This window comes from Ignatzschineria sp. RMDPL8A (genome assembly GCF_029815055.1).
In the GTDB taxonomy this organism is placed as follows: Bacteria; Pseudomonadota; Gammaproteobacteria; order Cardiobacteriales; family Wohlfahrtiimonadaceae; genus CALZBJ01.
Genome location: NZ_JAPPWA010000001.1, coordinates 243,110 through 267,044, shown reverse-complemented (window position 1 = coordinate 267,044; position 23,935 = coordinate 243,110). Strand labels below are relative to the sequence as shown.

The 23,935-nt window shown below is 41.5% G+C and carries 23 protein-coding genes and 4 pseudogenes; 20 read left to right on the top strand and 7 right to left on the bottom strand.

The window, feature by feature from the left end:
* Position 1 precedes the first annotated feature (1 nt).
* The 3 genes and pseudogenes from OXI21_RS01220 to OXI21_RS01210 all read left to right on the top strand — a co-directional run.
* A pseudogene (locus tag OXI21_RS01220) lies at positions 2-310 on the top strand (HlyD family type I secretion periplasmic adaptor subunit); the annotation flags it as partial.
* Between the two features lie 37 nt (positions 311-347).
* Positions 348-1,457, top strand: a complete 1,110-nt coding sequence (locus tag OXI21_RS01215) for a hypothetical protein (protein WP_279617728.1) — start codon at positions 348-350, stop codon at positions 1,455-1,457.
* Positions 1,458-1,477: 20 nt separating this feature from the next.
* The gene (locus tag OXI21_RS01210) at positions 1,478-1,861 is read left to right on the top strand and encodes a hypothetical protein (protein ID WP_279617727.1); all 384 of its coding nucleotides are present in this window, start codon (positions 1,478-1,480) and stop codon (positions 1,859-1,861) included.
* A gap of 417 nt (positions 1,862-2,278) precedes the next feature.
* On the opposite strand, the gene OXI21_RS01205 is transcribed toward OXI21_RS01210, so the two are convergent.
* Positions 2,279-2,656, bottom strand: a complete 378-nt coding sequence (locus OXI21_RS01205; protein WP_279617726.1) for a hypothetical protein — start codon at positions 2,654-2,656, stop codon at positions 2,279-2,281.
* Positions 2,657-2,862: 206 nt separating this feature from the next.
* Between OXI21_RS01205 and OXI21_RS01200 the strand changes: the two are divergent.
* From OXI21_RS01200 to glmS, 15 genes and pseudogenes are all read left to right on the top strand, one after another.
* Positions 2,863-3,619, top strand: a pseudogene (locus OXI21_RS01200) (IS5 family transposase).
* A 715-nt stretch (positions 3,620-4,334) separates the two neighbouring features.
* Positions 4,335-4,886: a hypothetical protein gene (locus OXI21_RS01195; RefSeq protein ID WP_279617725.1), complete on the top strand. Its 552-nt coding sequence runs from the start codon at positions 4,335-4,337 to the stop codon at positions 4,884-4,886.
* 9 nt (positions 4,887-4,895) lie between these two features.
* Positions 4,896-5,168 (top strand): integrase core domain-containing protein, encoded by a 273-nt coding sequence (locus tag OXI21_RS09770; RefSeq protein WP_347815479.1) that lies wholly within the window; start codon positions 4,896-4,898, stop codon positions 5,166-5,168.
* 18 nt (positions 5,169-5,186) lie between these two features.
* Positions 5,187-5,450, top strand: a pseudogene (locus OXI21_RS01190) (HlyD family type I secretion periplasmic adaptor subunit); the annotation flags it as partial.
* 34 nt (positions 5,451-5,484) lie between these two features.
* On the top strand, positions 5,485-6,204 hold the full coding sequence (locus OXI21_RS01185) for a hypothetical protein (RefSeq protein ID WP_279617723.1): 720 nt from the start codon (positions 5,485-5,487) through the stop codon (positions 6,202-6,204).
* A 3-nt stretch (positions 6,205-6,207) separates the two neighbouring features.
* Positions 6,208-7,005 carry a hypothetical protein gene (locus OXI21_RS01180; RefSeq protein ID WP_279617722.1) on the top strand — a complete coding sequence of 266 codons (798 nt, stop codon included), beginning with the start codon at positions 6,208-6,210 and terminating at the stop codon, positions 7,003-7,005.
* A gap of 18 nt (positions 7,006-7,023) precedes the next feature.
* Complete coding sequence (locus OXI21_RS01175; RefSeq protein WP_279617721.1) at positions 7,024-7,662, top strand: hypothetical protein; 639 nt, start codon at positions 7,024-7,026, stop codon at positions 7,660-7,662.
* A 53-nt stretch (positions 7,663-7,715) separates the two neighbouring features.
* Positions 7,716-8,363: a hypothetical protein gene (locus tag OXI21_RS01170; protein WP_279617720.1), complete on the top strand. Its 648-nt coding sequence runs from the start codon at positions 7,716-7,718 to the stop codon at positions 8,361-8,363.
* Between the two features lie 86 nt (positions 8,364-8,449).
* Positions 8,450-9,088: pseudogene (locus OXI21_RS01165) on the top strand (IS1595 family transposase).
* Between the two features lie 280 nt (positions 9,089-9,368).
* A complete protein-coding gene (locus tag OXI21_RS01160; RefSeq protein ID WP_279617719.1) occupies positions 9,369-10,643 on the top strand; it encodes an MFS transporter in 1,275 nt (424 codons plus the stop codon).
* Positions 10,644-11,134: 491 nt separating this feature from the next.
* A complete protein-coding gene (locus OXI21_RS01155) occupies positions 11,135-11,368 on the top strand; it encodes a hypothetical protein (protein ID WP_279617718.1) in 234 nt (77 codons plus the stop codon).
* A gap of 144 nt (positions 11,369-11,512) precedes the next feature.
* Complete coding sequence (locus OXI21_RS01150; protein WP_279617717.1) at positions 11,513-12,187, top strand: hypothetical protein; 675 nt, start codon at positions 11,513-11,515, stop codon at positions 12,185-12,187.
* A gap of 463 nt (positions 12,188-12,650) precedes the next feature.
* Complete coding sequence (locus OXI21_RS01145) at positions 12,651-13,241, top strand: tryptophan biosynthesis protein TrpCF (protein ID WP_279617716.1); 591 nt, start codon at positions 12,651-12,653, stop codon at positions 13,239-13,241.
* Between the two features lie 74 nt (positions 13,242-13,315).
* On the top strand, positions 13,316-14,086 hold the full coding sequence (locus OXI21_RS01140) for a sulfite exporter TauE/SafE family protein (protein WP_279617715.1): 771 nt from the start codon (positions 13,316-13,318) through the stop codon (positions 14,084-14,086).
* Positions 14,087-14,203: 117 nt separating this feature from the next.
* On the top strand, positions 14,204-16,027 hold the full coding sequence (gene glmS, locus OXI21_RS01135; RefSeq protein ID WP_279617714.1) for a glutamine--fructose-6-phosphate transaminase (isomerizing): 1,824 nt from the start codon (positions 14,204-14,206) through the stop codon (positions 16,025-16,027).
* 49 nt (positions 16,028-16,076) lie between these two features.
* Here glmS and OXI21_RS01130 read toward each other — a convergent pair whose 3' ends face one another.
* Positions 16,077-16,445: a YajD family HNH nuclease gene (locus tag OXI21_RS01130; protein WP_347815473.1), complete on the bottom strand. Its 369-nt coding sequence runs from the start codon at positions 16,443-16,445 to the stop codon at positions 16,077-16,079.
* A 186-nt stretch (positions 16,446-16,631) separates the two neighbouring features.
* On the opposite strand from OXI21_RS01130, the gene OXI21_RS01125 reads away from it, so the two are divergent.
* Positions 16,632-17,435: a MetQ/NlpA family ABC transporter substrate-binding protein gene (locus OXI21_RS01125; protein ID WP_279617713.1), complete on the top strand. Its 804-nt coding sequence runs from the start codon at positions 16,632-16,634 to the stop codon at positions 17,433-17,435.
* Between the two features lie 275 nt (positions 17,436-17,710).
* On the top strand, positions 17,711-19,141 hold the full coding sequence (locus OXI21_RS01120; RefSeq protein WP_279617712.1) for a dicarboxylate/amino acid:cation symporter: 1,431 nt from the start codon (positions 17,711-17,713) through the stop codon (positions 19,139-19,141).
* A 102-nt stretch (positions 19,142-19,243) separates the two neighbouring features.
* Here the strand turns inward: OXI21_RS01120 and OXI21_RS01115 are convergent, their stop codons facing one another.
* The 5 genes from OXI21_RS01115 to OXI21_RS01095 form a co-directional block, all read right to left on the bottom strand.
* Entirely contained in the window at positions 19,244-19,609 is a 366-nt protein-coding gene (locus tag OXI21_RS01115) for a DsrE family protein (RefSeq protein ID WP_279617711.1), read from the bottom strand.
* A gap of 152 nt (positions 19,610-19,761) precedes the next feature.
* Positions 19,762-20,814 carry an alkene reductase gene (locus tag OXI21_RS01110; RefSeq protein ID WP_279617710.1) on the bottom strand — a complete coding sequence of 351 codons (1,053 nt, stop codon included), beginning with the start codon at positions 20,812-20,814 and terminating at the stop codon, positions 19,762-19,764.
* 291 nt (positions 20,815-21,105) lie between these two features.
* Positions 21,106-21,795, bottom strand: coding sequence for an MBL fold metallo-hydrolase (locus OXI21_RS01105; protein WP_279617709.1), 690 nt, complete (start codon positions 21,793-21,795; stop codon positions 21,106-21,108).
* Between the two features lie 27 nt (positions 21,796-21,822).
* Complete coding sequence (locus OXI21_RS01100) at positions 21,823-22,800, bottom strand: sulfite exporter TauE/SafE family protein (protein ID WP_279617708.1); 978 nt, start codon at positions 22,798-22,800, stop codon at positions 21,823-21,825.
* Between the two features lie 33 nt (positions 22,801-22,833).
* Positions 22,834-23,802, bottom strand: a complete 969-nt coding sequence (locus OXI21_RS01095) for a quinone oxidoreductase (RefSeq protein WP_279617707.1) — start codon at positions 23,800-23,802, stop codon at positions 22,834-22,836.
* Between the last annotated feature and the right edge of the window lie 133 nt (positions 23,803-23,935).

Here is a 23,935-nt window from a genome sequence, read left to right as displayed (position 1 = left end):
TGGGAGGATTACCGAGGGACAAGCGGTGGTTATTAAGATCGAATCATTTCCTTATACCCGTTATGGATATTTAACCGGCACTGTGAAATCGGTGAGTTTAGATGCAATTGAGCATGAGCAATTGGGGCTCGTGTTTCAAGCGATGGTACAGGTGGATCAAGACACCCCATTTATGGTGGAAGGCAAAGCCATTCAACTCAGTGCTGGGATGAATGTCACAGCGGAGATAAAGATCGGAGAGCGACGGGTGATCAGTTATTTTTTAAGCCCACTACAGACGAAAATTGAAGAGAGTTTGCGAGAAAAATAACCATTGATTTGAGATTAGTTTTAGATAAGGAAGCCACATGATGAAAAAGAAATTGTTAATTGCAATGAGTGTATTAATGTTAGGCGCGGTAAGTTATTGGGGCTATCACCAATATCAGCGTTATGAAGCTGAACGTGTTCGACAACTAATTAAAGAGCGGGATGCCCAGATCCGACGGGATCTTATTCGCATGCAGGAAGATGCGATTCGGCAAGTTGAAGAAGCACGTAAGCGTCAAGCTCAAGAAGCTGAAGAAGAGCAAGCCCGGCAAGCGCGCATTGCAAGTGGGAATCCCATCATCGAAGAGGTCATTACGTATTATCCCGATTCAACTCAAAAAAAAGAACAGTATACGTTGGTTGAAGGGAAAAAGGAGGGACGGTTTAGAAGTTGGTATCCAAGCGGTCAGCTCAATATTGAGGAGTATTATAAAAATGATGTGTTGCATGGAGAAGGGATTTTTTGGAGAGAGTCAGGTGTGATGTTATCTAAAGATAATTATGTTAATGGAAAACTAGACGGACTTAGTCAGCGTTATCATACAAAAGGTGAGCTTTATAAGTTAGAACATTATGTACAGGATCAACGTCATGGACGAGTCCAGAGATTCAATGAAGATGGGGAATCGATTTATGAAGCAACACTTGAGCACGGTTTATTAGAAGGCCCTGTGTTTGGTAAAGTAAAAACAGGGGGTATGTATTACGCTGAGTATTCAAAAGGAATGCTGTTACGTAAGGAGACTTTTTATGCTACTGGTGAGAAACGCTCTTTAGAGATTTATTTGCCTGAACAAGATTTAATTCAAGCCACCTATTGGTATCCCAATGGTCAGGTGAGTTTTGAAGGATATAAACGGCAACCTCTACAAGAAAGACTTGAGTTGATTCCCGCGGGGACCTATCACTACTACCGTGAAACAGGGGAGAAGTTTTTAGAGTTACCCTATCAAAATACGGGTTCTATGAATGGATTTTCTTTAGGAACTTGTTATCGCTGGGATATTGATGGAAATATTATCACTCAAGTAGAACAGGATGATTATCAAGGTTGGAGGCACGACAAAGTCATTAAAGGCGATAGAGATCACTGTCGATTGTCTTCTGATGAAGATGAAAAAATTTTTAAAATTGGGTATATCTATTAAACGTAGAGGAATCAATGATTATGGCTAAGACAGATTTAGATTTTATTGGAAGTACGGTTAAATTTATAGGTGGACAAGCCTCATTTACAGGCGATGTGATCTCTATTTCTGAGGGTGAAAAAGCTAAAAAAGAGGCTGAATTTACTACTGAAGCAGAAAAGCACCAATACTATAAAGATCAAGGGCGATATATCTTAAGTATATTATCAACCATTTTGGATTGTTTTAAACGAACGCAAAGCATTTCAAAAAAAATAAATATTGCAGTTGCGCTCAGTGCAACGGAGAAGGCGTTTATTTTAGTACAAGCCGATTTATCTAATCCTGATCGGTATGACGGCAGTTTTTCTAAAGCAACATGGTTACAAATAAATGAGGCAATGGTTGAAGGTAATCCCCCCTAACCAAAACGAGCTATATTTAATGCGAAAAATTACCAATGCTATAAATCATGGATATATAGAATTAGGTGACAATAACAACCTACACTCTTTACTTTTTTTGAAGGAATACGAACCTTGGTACAGGGATTAGCAAGATTAAAAAAACAATCTTGGCAAAATATCCCCCTTAAATTCGAGTTTGAAAAGTCACCTATATCACTTAGAATTCGATTATTAAAAATAGTAGCTCTACTTTTCCAAAACTGGCCGTATAACTTGGTGCGGTTGTTGCAAGAAATCAAACAGCCCCATTCAACCTTTATCCCCAAAAACACCAATGGTTCAGCCCCTTTCTGGATCTATAAAGAATTTATTTCACTTTAATCCTCATAAATCTCAATAGTTTGATAAAGCGTTATGCTAAGAATCTTAAGATACTTACTTCATGGCTTTTCGAAAGGTTCGCACCGCTATTTCTTCGGGGGGAATAAATGAGACAAGGTTATCAGGGATAGTCGCGATAGCGTGTCTTTTACTTTTTCTATACAAAAGCCAGCTAATTAAAATAGCTATAACTGGCGCAATAAAGAAACCATAAAGAATAGGGAAAAGTACGATCAAAAGGAACCATAAAACGAGTGTCAATACGATACCGAGTATCATAGCCTGAGATTTCATATATCGAAAATAGCCATCAGGCATACCGTAAATCAAATGGGTTTGACATCCTTGGCAAATGGTTGCGCCGTATGAGATTTCATAACGACAGTGGGCACATTGAATAGGCTCACCTAGTTTGGCATAAACTCTTTCCATAATGAATTATCTACTCTCCATATATAAAGCATAGGGACTCTATGCGTAGAATAGTTATTCTACCAATAACAACTATAATAACAATAATGCAATCATCAACAGCGGTTGATTTTATTAGGATATTAGGGTCTGTTGAACATTTGAAATAAAAAAATAGAGAGTAGTAAAATGTAATCGCAAAAAAACAATACCAACTCTCTATTCTTATGCTTCAAACATTACTTAATGACAAGCTTTGGTTGAAACTAAAGCCTATTCTCCTAGATTTGAATATCTATGACAAACCAAATTTAAGAAATATTTTCACCGGAATCTTATATCGCCTGAAAACAGGCTGTCCATGGTGATATTTACCAGAATGCTTTGGAAAATATAATACCGTTTTTAAAGCTTTTAGAAGATGGACAAAATTGGATAAATTCACCAAACTGTTTTAAACAGCTTATTAAAGATCCTGATATGGAGTGGCTATCTATTGATGGAACTCATATTCGAGCGCATCAAAGTAGTGCTGGGATAGGGAATCCTAAGTCAGAGGCGATCGCTAAAAGTGCCGGTGGTAATAGCACCAAAATTCATATAATCGTCGATGCTCATGGAAATCCCTTGGATTTTTTAATAAGCGATGGAGCAACTCATGATGTTAAAGTAGCGCCTAAACTGATTAAGAAAGTTGAATTAAAGGAGACAAAAATCCTCAATGCTGATCAAGGATATATCTCACAAGATTATAAAATGAGTTTATTAAAAAACGAAGTTCATCCAAACATTCCTAATAGAAAGAATAGTTTAAAAGACAATAGGCATATGGACTGGCATATTTATAAAGCGCGGCATGTCGTGGAGAATATATTTGCAACCTTAAAGCACTTTAGAGGCTTAGCAACTCACTATAATAAGCTAAAAAGTAGCTACAGTAGCAATGTTGCTTTAGCCTGTGCATACGTTTGGTTGAAACTATGAATGTTCAACAGACCCTAGAATCTAAAACAATTAAAGAGCATATTTGTGAAATTCTTGAGGGTGGAGATACCGCATTTAAACTTCGAGAGCAAAAGTATAACTTCTAATGAGATCACTCTATTTGAGATTTTATATTAATGAGATCATGTTATATGAGATTTTTAGCTAAATTGTAAACTTCACTATTGATGACATACCGCTAGAAACCACAATTCTTCGTTTCACGGTATATGAGATTCGACATGTCGAATCTCACGAACGATGAAATGGCGTCTCAAACTGTGAAATAAAATCTCAATCCGTGAAATGAGGTAATGAATGTAGAAAAGCCCTTGGATAGTTATACTATTCAGGGGCTTTTTAAAAGTTTTTTATATAAGAAGTTTATTCGTAGGCATTAATTTGAGGAAAGGGCATATTTTTTAATTAAATGGTGTGAATCCCAATGGCTGCCTTTCATGATGAGGATATAGTTAAAGCATATTATGGTGTAGGTTGGTAAAAAAGTAACAATAGAAACGACTTTAAAAGCGGTAATATCCCAAGAAATTAATATTAAAATTAAGTGACTGATTATTAAAATAAAGTTTATAGAAAGGAAAGAAGCGAGGCTAACAAATATAGCTTTTTCAAACCAGGCAAGTCCTGATATAAAAACTTTTTTCTTTTGGGTTTAAATACGCCACTAAAACCTAATATGTAGGATTTACTAGCGTTGTTTACAGTATTCGGAGAAAATACTGTTGTGAATATGCATAAAAATACCCGACTTACGCCCTATCATCGAGAAGAGATTTGGCGCCTTTATACGCAAGAGAAACTCACTGTCACTTATCTTGCACAAAGATTTAATGTCAGTCGCCCAACTATTGACAAAGCGCTTAGGCTCTCTAGACTTGGATTATTTAAACCGCAGGCAAGTACTAATGAGCGCTTTAAAACCATTAAATATGGCATTAAAAGGCTTGTGAAAGTTGAAAAGACGATAGAAGATCACCTAAAAAGGCGCGCTAAACGCTACAATAAATCTTATCCTGGGGAAATGGTTCATGTTGATACCAAAAGACTACCATTGCTTAAAAGGGAACTGAAAACAGGTCGTAGAGAGTATCTATTTGTAGGTATCGATGACTTCTCAAGAGAGTTATATGCCGGCATTTATGAGGATAAATCACAATTTAGTGCCGCAACGTTTCTTCAGAAAGATATTCTTGCGCAATGCCCGTATACGCTTGATTGTATCTATTCTGACAATGGGAGAGAATAAAAAGGGACAATTGATCATGCTTTTGTTTATCTATGCAGATTAAATCATATTAATCAACAATTTACCCGACCAGCAAGACCACAGACGAATGGTAAAGCGGAACGGGTTATTCGAACGTTAATGGAAATGTGGCATGATAAAGAAGTGTTTTTAAGCAGTGATGACAGAAAATCAAAGCTTAAAAGGTTTTTAAACTTTTATAATACGGTAAAACCTCATAAAGGACTAAATGGTGCGACTCCTTATGAGGTTTTAGATATTTATTTTAAACAGGAAGTGTAAACAACGCTCCCTTTTCCTACACCTTATACCCGTTATGGTTATTTAACCGGCACTGTGAAATCGGTGAGTTTAGATGCAATTGAGCATGAGCAATTGGGGCTCGTGTTTCAAGCGATGGTACAGTTGGATCAAGATACCCCATTTATGGTGGAAGGCAAAGCCATTCAACTCAGTGCCGGGATGAATGTCACAGCGGAGATTAAGATCAGAGAACGCCGAGTGATAGATTATTTCTTGAGTCCCCTTCAAACGAAGGTGGATGAGAGCATGCGTGAATTATAGTAATTAATAAATATTTTAGTCAAAGAGAAAAACAATGACGCAATATGTATGGGTTAGTAATGTTATGAGAAACACAGATAAAAGATGGGTTGATTACAATTTATTTGTTGAAGGAAAAATTGATTCACAATTTTTGCTTCAATATAGTCATATTTTATCTGAAAAAGAATGCAAAAAAACAGAAGATATATTTAAAAATAATAGCACTAATTATGCTGATTTAGCACAAAAGTATAGATTTAAGAAAAAATTATCCCCCGAATATACACCGACTCGTTTTTATAAAATTTCAGAGACACCTTTGGTTTGTGACAAAAGTATTTTTATGGGGATAGGTCAATTTGTTTTTATTAATGAAAAAAGTGCGAAAATTTTAAAGCAGTATAATTTAGGCAACACAGATATTATTAAATTGGATCCCTATGATGCTGTTACAGGAGATCATATCGAAAGTGAATGCTCTTTTTATCTCCTCAATATTGCAGAAACCAATGAGTATTGTGATTTAGAAAAAAGTGAAAATGTGTATTTTTTTAAACCAACCAAAAAAATGGATGGTATTCCAACAGAAAGTCCAGAGATTATTGAAGATGGTTTTATCATTAATTCTAACATATTGGAATCCGGGCTGGATCTCTGGGCAGACTCACGTTTAAAACAAAGTTTTTTCATCAGTGATCAATTAAAAAAAGCATTGGATGATGCAGGAATTTCACAAGATTGGTTATTAACGCGTTGTGTGGTGGAGGGATAATTTATGGCTGATATTTCTTTTAACGTACATAACATTATTCCTGTAGAAATATTTGGCAAATTTAGACGAGAGCTTTCTGGGCTTTTTGGAGATAAATTCCTACAAGATTATAATAACCGCATCCCATTATTCACTGATCCTGCTGATATTGCGAAGCTGGAAGCTATTTATAAAAATAATCCAAAGATAGTGGACAAAAGCAATTTTGGATTAACACATCATAGTGGTCCTCATGGCGCTTATAGCTCGTATGTTGAGAATATATTGAATTTATACCTCAATCATCCTGATTTTGCAGGGCAACCAGATAAACAACGTACTGCTATTATAGACTTCCAAAAAGTGTTGATGGATGAGCTAAAGACAGGCGTTGATTTTTTAAGATCAGATGGTTCTAACGAAAAAATTCAAGTAGATAAAATAGCTGAATATTTTGAAGATAAAATCCTAACGGATGAAAATTTTAAAAATAATGATGGGCGCTTAAAACTGGCGGAACAGCGAGTGATTGATTATGATCGAATAAGTCAAGAAAAGATTCATGTCACTGCGGATACAGGCAAAAATAATCAGATTTATTCAAGAGAAACTTTAAACCAATTGGATAGGACAGCATCATCTGAGACAGGAGGAGCGGAGCTAAATGACCCTGCATTAAAAGGCTTGCTTTTATTGGCTAAATATCTCGACAGAATTATGAATAAAATAGAGATCATGAAAAAAGGAAGTGCCTTTTTATTAATAGGAGGGATAGTATTATTGATTACTTTTAAGATATTTATTTTTAATATCTCTAACTAATAATATTGTGGAAAATCAATGGATATCATATTAGAATTTTTACTTAGCCGCTGGTTTTGGATACCTCTGGTATTTTTTATTGGATATACACTTCATAAATGGGGGTTAGATATTCTGATTTTCGAAGGAAAAAATGATGAGAGACCAGTACAAATTCCAGATGAGGATATAAAAATTTTATGGGAGGAATTATCAGATTTTAATTTACAAATAGGCTTTTATTATAGTCAAATAATTGGCCCATACTTTATGATTCTTGCTTTGTTAAATGGCATTATACTCTTATTATTTGGCTGGGATATTCCCCCACAGCTTTTAGGGAAAACAAGCTTAGTAATTATTTGTGGGTTACTTGCATTAGCATTTTATTTGATTAATTTTGGTGCAGTAGAAGTCTTCGATAAAGCTCGAGGTAACTTTATAGGTCTAGATATTAAAGTTTTTAAAAGAAGTTTATATTCTTTATACGAAGAAATTAACTTCAGCAGCAGATTTTCGAATACTTTAACAAAATCACAAAAAAAACACACTGTTCGACAAATATGTCAAATGATCCAGATGTCGAATCATATGAAATTAGGAGCTGTTATTTGGTATGTCCTTTGGATGTCCATAGGAATCTATACCACAATAAAAATCATTATTTTTAATTTATAAATAATATAAGTAGTTTAGAAAAGGAAAAATATGATTGTAGGGAGTTTATAAAGATGTTGAGAAGAGAGAGTAAGGTATTTCTTGTAATACTTGTATTATTTTTAAATTTGGCAAATGGGGAAAAGCTAAATTTTCAAGAGAGTAATAGAAAAAATAGCATATTGGTCTTTAGCGAAAAAAAATATCTAACTAATACAACATATTTAAATTTAAGAAAGACTGTCGAAACAATTTCTAGTTATAGATTTGGGCTTCACACAGAACCTGTAATTTCTCTTAAAATTGGTTTGTCAAAATATGATCAGTCACACAGTAATTTTAGTGTTTTAACTGATCATAAATGCAACTTTTTAAAGAGTTCATCTACTTATATGCAGCAAGATTTCAGATTTTTTTTAAATGTATATAGAGATAATTTATTTATCCAATCTATAGATTTAAGTGAATATAAATATTTAGAACATGATTTGTTTAAAGAATATTTTTTAATGTTTGATTATTCTGATTTAAGTAATATTTTATTAGAAATAGAAGTATATTCGCAATATAAAGCTGATAATAATTTATTTTTCTGTATTACTGCTTCGATTCCTGATCCAGGGCTTTGGGGGACTTATTTTTATAGAAAGATAGGTAAAATAGGTTTAATCAATACCAAAATTTCTCCTAAAGCTAATTTTACTAAAATATTTAATAGATAATATGGAGTTCGGAATGAATAATATTGACAATTGTGTGTGCGATACCGCTTATGATAGAGGTTTTGACTTTAATACAAACTTAGAAGATTTTTAGGACTCAACTCCTGACGGTATAAAAATTCATTGCAGGAACCACTGATCGATGTGCCGCTGAAATTGTCGATGTTAATCGAAACACAACGATCTTCTATTATCATCGTTTACGTCTTTTAATATTCGACTATCAGAAATAATTTGAAGCCGAATTGTTTGATGGAAAAATTGAAGTTGATGAATCGTATTTTGGTGGGATTCGTAAAGGGAAAATAGGCTGTGGATCAGCAGGTAAAATCCCTGTATTTGGTCTATTAAAGCGTGGCGGTAAGGTTTACACAAAGGTTATTCCTAATGCTCAATCAGAAACTCTAATTCCCATTATTGAGGAAAAAGTGATTCCTGATAGTATCGTTTATTCGGATTCTTTTAAAAGTTATAATGTGCTTGATATTAGTGAGTTTAAACATTATCGAATCAATCACAGTAAGCAGTTTGCAAAAGTTCACAATCATATTAATGGAATTGAGAATTTCTGGAATCAAGCCAAACGATATATGCGAAAGTTTAACGGCATTCCAAAAGAGAATTTTGAGCTGTTTTTAAAGGAATGTGAATGGCGATTTAATACACCTAATTATAAAGAGCAGCTAAGCCAGTTAAAATCAATGGTTAAAGGCAATTTAAATTAGCTTATCTATGTCAGCCCCTATTTATATTATCCAAAGGTGGTAGTGCAATCGGTTAGCAAAGGGAGCATTATATTTGAGATCCGACAAAATTGATCTCTAAACGCCCTAGGTGACTTACGTTTCTTAGGGCTTTTTTATTGCCGATGGAAAATAGTTCACTAAATGCTTAAATGATTTGAAACCTGTTTCGAAAGCACCTATCTTGGTAGAGGCTTTTTTGACGAAGCGATACTAATAACAGACTCGATCAGAATTAAGACTTAAGGATGAGAATTTTTAGATGAAAAAACAGGGTTTAACGCCATCGAAAGGGTGGTATTTTGGCTGGAATATTGTAATGGCCGCCTCACTGTTGACGATGATCACTGTCGGGATGCGCATGAGCATTGGCCCGTTTGTGATTCCAATGAGTGAAGGGCTTGGGGTGACGAGGAGTTGGTTATCGGGCGTGGTGGCAATTGGAATGCTCTTTTATGGGATTGGAATGCCGATTGCCGGTTATTGTGTGGCCCGTCGTGGAACGCGATTTGTGCTGATTATTGGCGCGATCTTGGTCTCGATTTCGCTGCTTGGAACGATTTACGCCACCAATACTTGGCTCTTTACCTTCTTTTACGGAATCTTACTCTCGATGGGGCTCGCGTTCACCAGTCCCGTGGCTTTTACTCAGCTGATTAGTCGTTGGTTTATTAAACGCCGTGCGATGGCCTTACTCTTTCTTTCAACAGGCTCGATGGCGGGAATTGCCATTATGACGCCACTCTTTACCGCGATGATTAAGCAGGTGGGTTGGGAGAATACGATGCTCGGCTATGCCGCCGTTTTTGCCGGATTAACCTTGCTTGTGTCATTTACCGTGGTGCGAGAAAACCCGCCAAAACATGCCGATCTTTACGGGGCTGATATTCCGCAAGTGGTAACCAATGAGAGCATTAAAGCGCAAACCCCGCCGGCACTGAGCTTTCGTGAAGTGTTAAAAACGCGTCCGTTTTGGCAAATTTGCGCAGGTGTTTTTGCTTGTGGTTTTAGTATGAATCTTCTTGGAACCCATGCGGTGCCGATGTTGGTGGATCATGGATTTTCCAAAGAGGTGAGCTCGTTTGGCATTAGTCTGATCGGCTTTGTGGCAATGTTTAGCACGGTGATGATCGGGCGAATTGCCTCTCGTGTGGAGCACCGGTATATTTTAATGATGATCTATCTTGTCCGCGGGATCGCCTTTTTATGTTTAGTGTCGGTAATGACGCCGCTGCAACTCTACATTGTCACTATTATTGGTGGGCTTGTCTGGGCAGGAAATATGGGGCTTTCATCGAGTATGCTGGCGGATCTGTATGGTGCGAAAATGGTGGGAATGCTCTATGGATGGGCCTTTTTAGGCCATCAAATTGGTGCAACGTTGAGCACGTGGCTTGGCGGTTGGGGCTATGAGCGTTACGGGACGCACTGGATTGCCTTTGGTGCCGCGGGCGCGCTCTTGATTTTAGCCTCCATGATTTCGGTGCGATTACCTAAGCGAACGGATTATCGCACGGCCGTTATAGGTAAAAAATAACTTATATAAAATCATAGGTTATTTACACTGCTTAACAATTGTCTGTTTATTGCTCAAAGCCTCCGTAATTGGGGGCTTTTTTGTGGCTAAAAGTTAGGGTTATTATACCTAAAATGGTCTTTTCTTTACATATATTGATAATTGGAAAACGATTACAGTTGTAATCTATTTATCGACAAGATTGAAATTAGTAATCTGTGAGATTGTTACAAAATGCACCAATATGCAAGTTTTATGGCGGTTTTTGCGGTAAATCCGTGTAAAATTGAGCAGTTTTGGACAATATTTTTCAAACTCTACGATTACTAATGGTCGCTCGATGGGGTGTCATCGGGCGGTAAATAATAATCGCATACCATGCTTTGTCGATAAAATCATGTTGACAATTATAATAATATGAATCACAATCATGATCATACAGTTTATGTTAAGAATTGTAAGCAATATATCATTAACTTTGACTCAACAATTGATGAAGGAATTATCGGATTATGTGTGAGAATGAAAAAGAGCTGATGGATTGTGTTTGTAAAGATTTAGTGGAGAATGTGGGCAACTTCATGCGTCGTTATACGCACCAGTACTTAGCGCAAAGCTATGCAATCGACGAGAAAACAGCGTCTCGCGAAGAATTGCAGAAATATAAATTAGATATCCAGCAGATTGCTCAAAACTCGCTTAAAGAGATGGAAGAGTGGATGGATAAGTATCTCTGGAAGGAGTAATCAGCTCAAAAGCAGTCAGGTCTCATCTTGATCGATGGAGGAGTCACGATTGAGATGAGTTGCTTTAATGTAAACGAATTATAAGAATTCTAAAGGACGCAATTTGTTCAGCCTTATTTTTGTCTTAGGGGGCGTGGGCGGATTATGAGTAGATACGAAGAGATCTCAATTAATCCCCATGTTAAGAGTCATAGCATTTGTAATCGCATGATTCAGTTCGCAAGTTTAGAGATGATTTCTCATCATCTACACGAATTAGACGTGCGTCTTGAACGCATTCAGCATGATATTGGGCAGGTTGGAGCGGCGTATTTGAGCCGTCTTGCAACGCATACTCACGAGACGTTGGTGGAATCGTACCGCGATTTGATGCATAAAAATGAGATACTTAATGAATTAATGGGGCAGGCAGCCTCAATTTATGAGACGAGTCTCGCCAATCCATTTCACTCAAGACGCCAGCGTAATCAATGGCTTCATGTGGAGGTGGCGGCGCGAAAAGCGACGATGCGGAAGATCTATCAAGCCTTTAGCAACTATGCTGAATATACCGAAACGTTGCTCTATTGGCGCATCGGGGTGACCTCAGAAAAGCGTGAATATAAATACTCAATTTTTGATGGTAGTCTCTTGATGAAGAAGGCCTTCTCAGTAGAATCGCTCGATGTGAAGCGTTATCTGCTCGAATTTGACCGCGTATTTTCAAGGCTCTATCAGATTCGGAAACACGTTCGTAGCATTGATTTAATGATTTTAGAATGTCATGAAAATCTGCAACGCCAATATTATATCGATCAATTCACGGAAGAGCTTGGCTAAGCCAAAGTGATCAAGGAAGATCACATTGCTAATTTTGTTGTATCGTGCGGGTACAACCACGTCAATGAATGATCCATTATTGACAGTGTGGCCATCATTTTACTGCTCGCGATTTCCAATGTGGCACTTGCAACCTTTGAGGTGATGATGCGTCATACATAAATGAGCCTCCCACTTGGGAGGTTTTTTGTGTGTCAACGATCGGGAACATGCTCTTTTTTAGAATGAATTGACAATCTTTTTTAGCAGGCTATGATAGAGAGATTCGTTTTTATATTAGAAACTAGAAAGAACCAAGATGAATTTAAATTTCGCAACCTATTATTACTACTATTATCTCCACCATGCGGGAGGTATAGTGGTTCGTGGTTAAAATTTAATTCACCTATACTAATTGAGAAGCCCGCACACCGATGCGGGCTTTTTTTATGCGCTAAAAAGAGTGACTAAAAAGGAAAGAGAGATGGCATCGTCGAATCAATTTATGGCAGTTAATCGTGATCGTAATGAGACATTAGTGAGTGGCGTTCAAAGTCGCGCGGAGCTTGAAGCATTGCACCAAGCAGGCGTTTCGTACGCGGGATTTATCTTTATGCTCACATCGCCCTACGGCATCTCCATTCAAAAAGGGATTGAGATCGGTCACAATTCCCCGATTCCGCTCGTTGCGATCTTTCAAAATGCCGACTTAGAGGAGATTCTCTATGTCGCAGAGCATCTTAATGTTAGTGCCGTTCTGTTAAATGGCTGGGAGACGCAAGCCTTTATTTCTGAGCTTCGCGCCAAACTCCCATCAACCATTCGTATTATTAAAATTGCCCATATGGATGATGAAAATCCGAAGATGGATTATCAAGATGTGGATTTTTATCTTTTAGGCGGCCGCGTTGGTGAGCGGGTCGAGCTCAATGAATCGCTTCTGTCTCGCATCGATTTGAGTAATGTCTTTGTGTCGGTGAATCTTGATATCAAAGCGCTTGATTGGCCTAATCGGAGTCTATCAGAGATCGATTTTGTCTCTCCGCCACCCAAAAAACGTGCATTACTTTGTTAGTCGAGCGTGAATCACTCGCTTTTTTCTGTGGGCGATTTATAGTGGGGGGAGACTCCTTTCAATGATGGTGCCCGATGATGATTACGTTAACCTACCTTTTATTACTTGTTTTGTTTGCCCTTTCAGCACTCCTTCATGGGATCACGGGACTTGGATTTCCGATGATTACGACAGGAGTGCTCACCAACTTTTATTCGCTTGAAACAACGATTGTGATGGTGTTGATGCCTGCGCTGATCATCAATTTAGTGGTACTTTTATCGCGCAGTGAGCGGGGGATGTTTGCGGAATTTTTCCATTATTTGAAACGCTACTGGATGCTGGTTGTATCGAGCATTTTAGGCGGATATTTTGGGGTGAAGCTCCTTTTTATGGTGGATGTGGGCTATATTTACCTGCTCATGTCCGCGGTGATTATTTTTTATGTGGCCACCAGTTTATCGGGCAAGGTGTGGCGCATTCCGGTCAATGGGGTGACGCTTGCGATATTTGGCGCTTTAGCGGGGCTTGTCGGCGGGTCAACCAATGCGATGGCGCCGCTACTTATGGTCTATCTTTTATCCACCGATAACGACACTCGTGAGATTGCCAAAGCGAGTAATCTCTGCTATTTAGCCGGTAAAATCGTGCAATTTTGGGTCTTACGCGATCTGGTTTTTGCGATGCCACTGGCGGAATTTTCGCTATTGATGCTGATTACGCTGTTATCGCTCTTTTTTTTACTATTGGGGATTCGCCTTCGTGAGAAAATTTCCCGCAGACTCTTCACGGTCATTATCCTGGGCATTCTCTTTATTGTCGGCGCGAAAGCGGGAATCAATGGCATTATGCTACTGATGGCTTAGTAAAATTTTTAAATTTAATGACGGGGTAAAATTTAAAATTTTAAAAAATCAGGGTTTAAAAATCCACTACTATGATGCTTTGACAAATCGCACCATTGCGAATGAGGGAGCCTATCGATGTGTGGAATTTTCGGTGCCGTTAGCCAAAATAAGAATATTATCCCAAGTCTCATTACGGGACTTAAACAGCTTGAATATCGGGGGTATGATTCTGCGGGAATCGCCTATCTGCATGGGGGCTATCTGGAGCGAATTCGTAAAGTGGGGCGCGTTTCGGCGCTTGAGTCAGAGAGTCAAAATAAAACGAGTCCGATCGGTATAGGTCATACCCGTTGGGCGACTCATGGCGGGGTGAAAGAGGTTAATGCACACCCGCATTGTTCCGATCATTTGGCAGTGGTTCATAATGGAATTATTGATAATTTCGAGGCAGAGCGGGCTGAATTAATCGAAGCGGGCTATCAATTTTTATCGGATACCGATACCGAAGTGATTGCCCATCGCCTCCATTTTGAGATGGCGCAGGGAGCGACGCTCTTTGAGGCAGTACGCCTTGTGGGAAAACGTTTAACGGGCGCGTATGCATTTGTCGTGCTTGACGAACACTCGCCCGATCAGCTCATCGCGCTTTGTAAAGGTTGCCCGCTCCTTCTTGGATTTGGGGAAGCGTGTACGTTCATTGCCTCCGATATTGCGGCCATTTTGAGTGAAACGGAGCAGGTACTCTATCTTGAAGAGGGTGATCTGATCGCATTTACTGCCCGTGAGATTCTGCGCTGTGAAACGCTTACAGGACAAAAGGTTTCCCGTGAAACATTCGTTTCCGACCTTTCTCTTGAAGCGCTTGAGCTCGGGAATTATCAGCATTTCATGCAAAAAGAGATTTTCAATCAGCCCGATGTATTGCAGGGAATGCTCCAAAATATCTTGCCTCGTGGATTTGTAGCAGATCTTTTCGGTCGTGAGGCGGACGCGATTTTTCCCAAGGTAAAACGGATTAAAATCCTCGCCTGTGGGACCTCCTATTTTGCCGGAAAAGTGGCGAAAACGTGGTTTGAAACGTTAGCGAAACTCCCTACTGATGTGGAGATTTCAAGCGAATACCGGTATCGCGAGAGATTGGTGGAATCGGGGGAGCTCGTAATCACACTCTCTCAATCGGGCGAAACACTCGATACGATTGAGGCGCTTAAACATGCGAAAGTTTCGGGAGTGATGGCATCGCTATCGATCTGTAATGTACAGGAAAGTGTGCTACCGCGCATGAGTGATTGCGTATTTTATACCAACGTCGGTGTTGAGGTGGGCGTTGCCTCAACGAAAGCCTTTACCGCGCAACTGGTGGCGCTATTTGTACTCGCAAATACCTTGGCAAATGTTCAAAATTGTTTGGACTCCGCGCAATTATCGGAACATCTAAAGGCGCTCAAAACCCTTCCAAGCGAGATCACTCAAGCGTTATTAACGGAAGAGCGCTTAAAAACGTTTGCCACTCAAATTGCTCGGCGTGAACATGCGCTCTATTTAGGGCGGGGAATGTTCTATCCCATTTCCGAAGAGGGGGCGCTAAAGCTCAAAGAGATTAGTTATATTCATGCGGAGAGTTATCCCGCAGGCGAGCTAAAACATGGGCCACTGGCGCTCGTTGATGAATCCATGCCGGTGATTGTGCTTGCGCCCAATGACGCGCTGCTTGAAAAGATTTGGGGCAATATGCACGAGGTTTCCGCTCGAGGTGGCGAGCTTTTTGTGATCAGCGATGGCGGAGATTTCTCCGATGTTGATGCGAATCACACGCTCACGCTTCCGGAAACTCACCCGCTTCTACGGCCGATTGTCTTTACCATTGCGGTGCAACTGCTTGCCTATCATGTGGCTAACATTCGCGGTGAAGATATTGATAAACCGCGCAATCTCGCCAAATCATTGACGGTTGAGTAGCCTCTCTTTTTGGGAGTGATTATTATGTAATAGAGAAGAGTCTTAGCAATTAAGACTCTTTCTTTTTCATGAGATCCGCAAGCCCTGCAAAGGGATTAAAAGTGCTCTCGATCTCGCCGCCATCGGTATTTTTGGTAGTGCCGTAGCTCGCAATTTCCTGCATGCGCTGATGTTCATTATCATGACAATAGAGGCAAAGGAGCTCCCAGTTACTGCCATCGCTCGGGTTATTATCATGGTCATGATCGCGGTGATGAACGGTCAATTCGCGCACATTGCGGTGATCAAATTCCCGTTGACAGCGCCCGCATACCCACGGATACATTTTAAGCGCCTGCTCTCGATAGCCCATCTCCCGTTGACGGCGATTTTGATGGGTTTCGGCAATAATCTGATCAAGTCGTGATTTTTGGGTCATTTTGTCATGCTCACAATAAAAAATAGGATAGAAAAATGATGGATCAAGCGCGCTGAAAAGTAAAGGATTGCAGCGGTTTTTAAATGAATTTTGAATACTCCCTTGTTTATTTTAAGAAAATACTGTAATTGTTAAGCTTGGTTAAGAATAAAAACAATTAATTAGCATATATAATGAGGAGATAGAATGCGAGCATTGATTAAATATATAACTTTTTTACTACTGCCGGCGATCGTATTATTGGGGTGCCAGAAATCTGAAGAGCCGGTCAAGACCATTCGATTTGGCACGTCGTTTGGGCATTTTTCCGATATGGTTCGTGAATCGATTATCCCCCAATTAGAAGAGAAGGGATATGAGGTGACGTTAAAAGAATTTACCGACGGAATTCAGCTCAATAATGCATTAAATGAGGGCTCGATCGACGTGAATATTTTTCAGCATGTGCCCTATTTAGAAGGGTATCGCGCGCAAACTCAGCAAGCCCTAAAAGAGGCCTTTCAAGTGCCAAATGCGCCTTTTGCCATCTATGCCGGGAAGCGGAAAAGTTTAGAGGCGATTGAGGCGGGCGATGTGGTGATTGTGCCGAACGATCCAAGCAGTTATGGGCGTGCGCTGGTGATTCTTGATTCGCTGGGTTGGATTAAATTAAGAGAGGGCATCGATCCGCTTAAAGTGTCGAAACAAGATATTTTGGAAAATGTGCACCAGATCGAGATTAAAGAGTTGCAATCGGATCTATTACCGCGGGCATTAAAGGATGCGGCGTTCGGGGCGATTAATGGCGGAGCAGCGTTGAATTCGGGTTTGAAAATTGCGGATGCGCTCTCACTTGAGCCCAATGATCTCTACATTAATTGGGGCGTTGTGCGTGAAAAAGATCTCAATGAAGCGTGGTTAGGTGATGTGATTGAGGTCTTTAATTCAGAGCAATTTAAGCAATATGCGCAGGATAAATTCCCCGATTATCAATTTCCGACTGCTTGGTAAATTGATTACATCGGCACGTGATGCTGTGACCTTAAGAGGATTCCGCTATGGAATCCTTTTTTGTAGTCAGTTTGTATTTTTATGTAAATATTAACAAAATTTAATATTGCACTGATCAATATCTAAGCAGGTGAAAATTAAGGAAATTCAGCAATTTTAGGCGTTATATAAAAGTGCGCGAGTGTAAAATATTGTAAGAATATTGACATGAACTATGGTTAATTGCACGAAATAGCGATATAAATGAAGATTGTTAAAATAAAATGGTGGGCATTATGAGCCAGATTAAGACGGAAGATATCGAAATTCGAATCCATCCTCCAAAGCCAAAGTTTTATAAAATCCTCTACGTTCAAGTGATTTTTGCGATTGGTGTAGGGATTTTGTTGGGGCATTTTTATCCTGCGATTGGGGAGCAGATGCGCCCGCTTGGGGAAGCCTTTATCAAGTTGGTGAAGATGATTATCGCGCCGGTGATTTTTATCACGGTGACAACCGGCATCGGGGGCATGACCAACATGAAGACGGTGGGGCGTGTGACCGGCAAGGCGATGCTCTACTTCCTCAGTTTTTCAACGATTGCGCTCATTATCGGGCTGATTGTTTCCAATATCGTTAAACCGGGCGCGGGCATGCATGTCGATCCGCAGACGCTGCTCGATAATAAAGAGCTCGTGGCCGATTATGTGCAAAAAGCGCAGGATAGCTCGCTCACCGCCTTTTTTATGAATATTATTCCCGATACATTGATCAGTCCGCTGGTGCAGGGCAATATTTTGCAGGTGCTCTTTGTGGCGATCTTATTTGGGATTGCGCTTGCGAGCATTGGTGAGCGCGGCGAGCCGATTGTGGCGTTTTTAAATCAGCTCTCAGAACCGGTCTTTAAACTGGTGTCGATGTTGATGAAAGCGGCGCCAATCGGGGCGTTTGGTGCGATGGCCTTTACCATTGGGAAATATGGCATTGAGTCGGTATCGAGCCTTGCGCTCCTGGTGATCACGTTTTATATGACGTCGATTCTCTTTGTGGTGGTGGTACTCGGTGCGGTGGCGCGTTATAACGGATTTTCGATCCTTAAATTGATGCGTTATATCAAAGAGGAATTGCTCCTTGTGCTCGGAACGAGCTCTTCTGAAGCGGCGCTTCCGACTTTGATGCAAAAGCTTGAACGCGCGGGCTGTGATAAGTCGGTAGTCGGGCTTGTGGTGCCGACGGGATATTCCTTTAATCTCGATGGAACCAATATCTATATGACGATGGCGGCGCTCTTTATTGCGCAGGCGTGCGGCATTGATCTAACCATTGGGCAACAAATTTTGCTACTGCTTGTGGCGATGTTGAGCTCAAAAGGGGCGGCCGGTGTAACGGGGGCTGGATTTATTACTCTAGCGGCGACGCTCTCGGTGGTGCCAACGGTTCCGGTAGAAGGGATGGCGCTTATTTTAGGGGTGGATCGCTTTATGTCAGAATGTCGTGCGCTCACTAATCTTGCGGGAAATGCCTGTGCGACCGTGGTTGTTGCGCGTTGGGAAAACTCGCTCGATACCGAAACGCTTCATGCAACGCTCGATCGTAAAGCATTGCCGGTGCGTGATCCCGTTGTTGATCCAGTGGGCGATGTTGCAGTCGCTGAGGGCGTGACTCCTGAGGTGGCGGCGATTGTGCCCGTTGCCGAAATGGCCGAGATCGTAAAAGCGCCTCAATAAACTTTGTGGATTAAAAAAGTTTGTAGTTTAAAAAAGAAACCTCCCGTTTGGGAGGTTTTTTATTGCGTTTATGTTGATGGAAAACCCAATAAAACGGCTCGATTAATTGAGCTGTAATGTTTTATTGCTCTCCATTAAAAGATCGATCACATCGCCGGCGGTAATCATAACCGCTTCGGGAATAAGCGACTCTTTTTCTACGCCATTATGAATCATGCAAGCGGTGCAGACTTTGATGTTGCCACCCTTTTCGAGAAACGCAGGAAGCAGCTCTTTAATCGCTTTAAAGGGGGCGCCAATATCGATTTTATCGGCATAGCCTTGCTGCGCGAGTGCGACCGCATCTGACAAAAGGACTAAATCCACAGAATGGCCTTTAGTAAGCGCTTCAACGCCCATGGTAAAGGCGATGGTGACGTTGTTTGAATCTCGCTCGTGAGGGGTTAAGGTGATGAGTAAATCCGCCATATAACACTCCTAATATTATATAAATTGATAGAAAGAACATCATAACGCAGCGCTTCTTTGCAGAAAAGGGCTTTTTACGCTACAGATCAATAAAGTCGGTAAAAAGCCCCGAATCTTGGAGTTGTTGGAAGCATTGGGAATTACTTAGAGAGTTATTTCAGCGTCGGATAATCAAGATATCCCGCATCCTCTTGCCCGTAAAAGGTGGTGGGTTCGGGGGCATTGAGCGGTGCATTTTGCTCAAGGCGCTCTTTAAGATCAGCGTTTGCGATATAAAGGCGACCAAATGAAACGGCATCGGCGCGTTTCTCCTCAATCAGCTGATTGGCAAGCTCGGGCGTTAGGTCTTGGTTACGAATGATTGGCCCTTGGAAAGCGGTTTGAATTTGCTCGGCAATGCTTGCCTCATTTACCGGCTCCCGCAGGAATAAAAAGGCGATGTTACGCTCGCGCATTTGATCGGCGACATGGGTGAAAAGGGCCACCGGATCGCTATCGTGCATGTCGTGTTCGTCGGCTTGCGGCGAGAGGTGAACGCCAATGCGATCTGCACCCCAAACGGGAATAAGCGCATCGACGATCTTGGTTAGAAAACGGACGCGATTAGGGATCGAGCCGCCATATTGATCGGTTCGATCGTTGACACCATCGCGGAGAAATTGGTCGATGAGATAACCGTTCGCCGCATGAATTTCAACGCCATCAAAGCCGGCTTCTTTAGCGCGGATTGCCGCATTTTTATAATCGTTAATGGTGGCTTCAATCTCATCGAGGCTTAATGCCCGCGGGGTGACGTAATCGCGTTTTGGTCTAAGCAGGCTAACATGGCCTTTCGGTTGTACCGCGCTTGAGGAAACGGGGAGATTGCCATCTAAGAGTTCCGGATCAGAGATGCGCCCGACGTGCCAGAGCTGAAGGACGATTTTACCGCCTTTTTGATGGACGGCATCGGTAACCTTTTTCCAGCCAGCAACGTGTTTATCATTCCAAATGGCGGGCGCGTTACGGTATCCCACCGCTTGCGGGCTAATAAAAGTGGCTTCACTGATGATAAGGCCGCTTGAAGCGCGATCGGCATAATAGCGAGCCATGCGATCATTCGGGGTATGGTCTGCGTCGGCGCGAGTGCGCGTGAGTGGGGCCATCACAAGGCGGTTATTGAGGGAAATGGCTCCCAATTTTGTGGGGGTAAAGAGCGCTTTCATGGAGTCTCCTTTCGATAAAATCGATCGATAAATGAATCCGCATTCTAAAGATGCATTGGACTGTGGAATATAATCACGATACGCTTTTTTCGGGCAATGATAAATAGAGGAAGCGTAATCTGCGGGATGGGCGGGCTGGATTTTGACGCTAGGGGAAGGGCGAGGCAATAAAAAAAGAGGCAGAGGCCTCTTTTTAGAAATAACGTCTGCGAATGGACGGCGGTGATTAAAAGATTAAATTAAATTCATTGAGCCTGCTAATCACCTTTGATTTTTGGGTCAATCGAGCGTTTAGGTACGATTACGGAATTTAATAAAGTCCGCCGCTGAGGCTTGCGCAAGTTGCAGATAACGATTGGTTTTGATCTGCGAAGCGAGCGTTGCCGTCGGTGTTGGTCCGTAAGCATGCCCTGTGTGAAGCTCGACGTGATGGGGCACCTCTTCAATCAAACGATTGAGTGAGTGAAGGAGCGCTTGCGGGTCTGAACCATCTAAATCGGCGCGACCACAGCCATCAATAAAGAGCGTATCGCCGGTAAGCATATCGTCCTTAAGTAAAAAGCAGACCGAGCCTGAACTATGGCCCGGCGTTGCAATCACTTTGACCGGAATCTCCCCGTGATGGAGCACGTCGTTATCGTGAAACGCGATCGTGTCATCGGGAATGGGGAGAAACGCTTTCGGCAACTCGTTTGGCGCATAGGAGCGAATGAAATCAATCTCCGTTTTCGATGCATAGACCGGCACCTCATGATCTTGCAATGCGCGGAGATCATCAATGGCGCTGACATGGTCATGATGACCGTGCGTCAGCCAGATCGCAGAGAGGGTGAGCCCGAGATTATTAAGGCGATTTTGCAAGTAGTTGGCATCCCATGCGGGGTCAATCACGATCGCTTTTTTCGTGGCGCACTCTTCTAAAATATGACTGAAATTATCATATGGACCGAATACTTCGGAATGAATTTTATACTGACTCATTAAGACTCCTTATGCGGTGTGTCGAGTTTACTGAGCCTCCATTTTAGCAGCACCGTTCATAGGCGCTGACTCTTCTGGCGCAGCACTCGAATCATTTTTCATTGAAGGATTCATCATACCGTCCTTAGGTTGATTCTGCATCTCTTTTGCATCGCCCTTCATGCCTTTCATCGAGTCATCCATCGGTTTCATGTCGCCTTTCATATCACCATGCTGCATCGGCATATTACCGCCGCCGTGACCATGACCACCCATTTTTGAGCCTTCAAGGGCTTTGAGCGCATCGCCACCATGTTGAACTTGTTCAGTGGTTTCAGAGAGTTTGGCCGCGCGTTTATTCACTTTTTCAGGCGGTGCAATCCAACCTAAATAGTAAACGGTCATCAGTAAAATGACGATCCCGCCAAGACGGCGAATGCTCGGTTTCGCAAGATAACGACCCACATAGTTTCCAAAGATCGCAAGCGCAATCATGACAGGAAGGGTGCCGAGTCCAAAGGAGAACATAAGACCTGCCGACATGCCAACGCTGCCAAGACCAATCGCTACCGCTAACGGACCATAAACTGCGCCGCACGGTAAGAAACCCCAGATAAAGCCCATAAAATAGGTGCCTTTGGCGGTTTTAATAGGGAAGAAACGTTGTGAGAATTTTTGAATCGGTTTCCACAATTTTTGCGCCGGTTTTTCGACAAACGCCAAGAATTGAGGCATGCCGAACAGCTGCAATGCAATGAAGATCATAATCGCGCCCGCAAGATAGCGGATCACATATTGCAGTGTGGTAATGTCTGAGACGAAAAAGCCAATTAGACCGCCGATCACTCCTAAAAAGGTATAGGTTGAGATCCGGCCGAGATTGTATAAAATCGCCGCAGGAATGCGTTTATATGAGTTGTTGATACCGAGTATTCCGATCACCGGTCCACACATTCCAATACAGTGGACTTGAGTTGTGAGCCCCATAATGAAGGCCCCCATCAGTAATGCATACGTTTCTCCCATGAGAATGCTCCTTAATTGTCGGGAAAGTAGAGATTAAGGGATCAAAACGATTGTTCCGATCACCTCGCGATTAGCAAGCTTCGTATGCGCGTCTCCAACGTTCTCGAGCGGGAATGTCTCAATATTGGCAAGTGTTACCACGCCCTTATTTAGGGTTGTGAGCCAACGATTCATCACCGTCAAATACTCCTCTCGTGTAGCGGTATAGCTATTTAAATTCGGGCGCGTTAAAAAGAGGGCGCCTTTTTCAAGTAGCGTGAGTGGAGAGACCGGAGGAACAGCGCCGGAGGCATTGCCAAACGACACCATCATACCAAGACGTTTTAAGGAATCGAGGGAGCCTTCAAAAGTGGATTTTCCAACGCTGTCGTAAACAACGTCCACCCCTTCAGGACACAATTCGCGCACCTTTTCAGCCACATCGTGTTGACTGTAGTTGATGACCAAATCTGCGCCAAGCGCCTCAACAATTGCTTTCTTCTCATCGCTACCTACCGTTGCAATGACCGTTGCGCCAATGGATTTTGCCCACTGCACTAAGATCTGCCCAACGCCGCCTGCCGCTGCATGAATAAGCGTACTTTGCCCTTTTTTAAGGGGGAACAGCTCATGCATCAGATAGCTTGCGGTGCCGCCTCGTAAAAAGGAGGAGGCAGCCTCTTCAAAGGAAGTGCCTTCGGGAATATGAGTAATGCGCTCAACGGGTACGTTACTGGCTGACGCGTATGCCCCTAAATGCCCGGCATAGACCACCTTATCGCCCACGTTAAAATCGGTGACATCGTCGCCAACGGCGGTAATAATGCCGCTTGCTTCTTGGCCGATCGTAATGGGGGTGTCGAGGGTGTAGAGCCCCTCGCGTTGATAGATATCGATAAAATTAAGACCAATGGCTTTATGCTCAATCGTTACTTCATTATTATTGGGCGCGGGAAGTGTGAGTGATTCTTTGACAAATTGCTCAATCCCTCCATGCGCTTTTAGCGTAATTTTGTAAGCCATAAAGTTCCTCCTATTCTTGGTATGATTGGGACTTTACTATATAACTTGAGTCTTTGAAATATCAAAAAAAAGATAGTTATTCTATACAATCTTTTACGTGAAGTAGGGTAGAATAGTCGCAATATTGTAATCT

Bases quoted from the DNA above. Each gene is read 5' to 3' on its own strand.
- OXI21_RS01205 (WP_279617726.1), bottom strand. From the start codon at position 2,656: ATGGAAAGAGTTTATGCCAAACTAGGTGAGCCTATTCAATGTGCCCAC.
- OXI21_RS01110 (WP_279617710.1), bottom strand. From the start codon at position 20,814: ATGAAAGCGCTCTTTACCCCCACAAAATTGGGAGCCATTTCCCTCAAT.
- OXI21_RS01140 (WP_279617715.1), top strand. From the start codon at position 13,316: ATGATGATTACGTTAACCTACCTTTTATTACTTGTTTTGTTTGCCCTT.
- OXI21_RS01115 (WP_279617711.1), bottom strand. From the start codon at position 19,609: ATGGCGGATTTACTCATCACCTTAACCCCTCACGAGCGAGATTCAAAC.
- OXI21_RS01125 (WP_279617713.1), top strand. From the start codon at position 16,632: ATGCGAGCATTGATTAAATATATAACTTTTTTACTACTGCCGGCGATC.
- OXI21_RS01130 (WP_347815473.1), bottom strand. From the start codon at position 16,445: ATGACCCAAAAATCACGACTTGATCAGATTATTGCCGAAACCCATCAA.
- OXI21_RS01185 (WP_279617723.1), top strand. From the start codon at position 5,485: ATGACGCAATATGTATGGGTTAGTAATGTTATGAGAAACACAGATAAA.
- OXI21_RS01160 (WP_279617719.1), top strand. From the start codon at position 9,369: ATGAAAAAACAGGGTTTAACGCCATCGAAAGGGTGGTATTTTGGCTGG.
- glmS (WP_279617714.1), top strand. From the start codon at position 14,204: ATGTGTGGAATTTTCGGTGCCGTTAGCCAAAATAAGAATATTATCCCA.
- OXI21_RS01170 (WP_279617720.1), top strand. From the start codon at position 7,716: ATGTTGAGAAGAGAGAGTAAGGTATTTCTTGTAATACTTGTATTATTT.
- OXI21_RS01175 (WP_279617721.1), top strand. From the start codon at position 7,024: ATGGATATCATATTAGAATTTTTACTTAGCCGCTGGTTTTGGATACCT.
- OXI21_RS01100 (WP_279617708.1), bottom strand. From the start codon at position 22,800: ATGGGAGAAACGTATGCATTACTGATGGGGGCCTTCATTATGGGGCTC.
- OXI21_RS01150 (WP_279617717.1), top strand. From the start codon at position 11,513: ATGAGTAGATACGAAGAGATCTCAATTAATCCCCATGTTAAGAGTCAT.
- OXI21_RS01105 (WP_279617709.1), bottom strand. From the start codon at position 21,795: ATGAGTCAGTATAAAATTCATTCCGAAGTATTCGGTCCATATGATAAT.
- OXI21_RS01145 (WP_279617716.1), top strand. From the start codon at position 12,651: ATGGCATCGTCGAATCAATTTATGGCAGTTAATCGTGATCGTAATGAG.
- OXI21_RS01210 (WP_279617727.1), top strand. From the start codon at position 1,478: ATGGCTAAGACAGATTTAGATTTTATTGGAAGTACGGTTAAATTTATA.
- OXI21_RS01180 (WP_279617722.1), top strand. From the start codon at position 6,208: ATGGCTGATATTTCTTTTAACGTACATAACATTATTCCTGTAGAAATA.
- OXI21_RS01215 (WP_279617728.1), top strand. From the start codon at position 348: ATGATGAAAAAGAAATTGTTAATTGCAATGAGTGTATTAATGTTAGGC.
- OXI21_RS01120 (WP_279617712.1), top strand. From the start codon at position 17,711: ATGAGCCAGATTAAGACGGAAGATATCGAAATTCGAATCCATCCTCCA.
- OXI21_RS01155 (WP_279617718.1), top strand. From the start codon at position 11,135: ATGTGTGAGAATGAAAAAGAGCTGATGGATTGTGTTTGTAAAGATTTA.
- OXI21_RS01095 (WP_279617707.1), bottom strand. From the start codon at position 23,802: ATGGCTTACAAAATTACGCTAAAAGCGCATGGAGGGATTGAGCAATTT.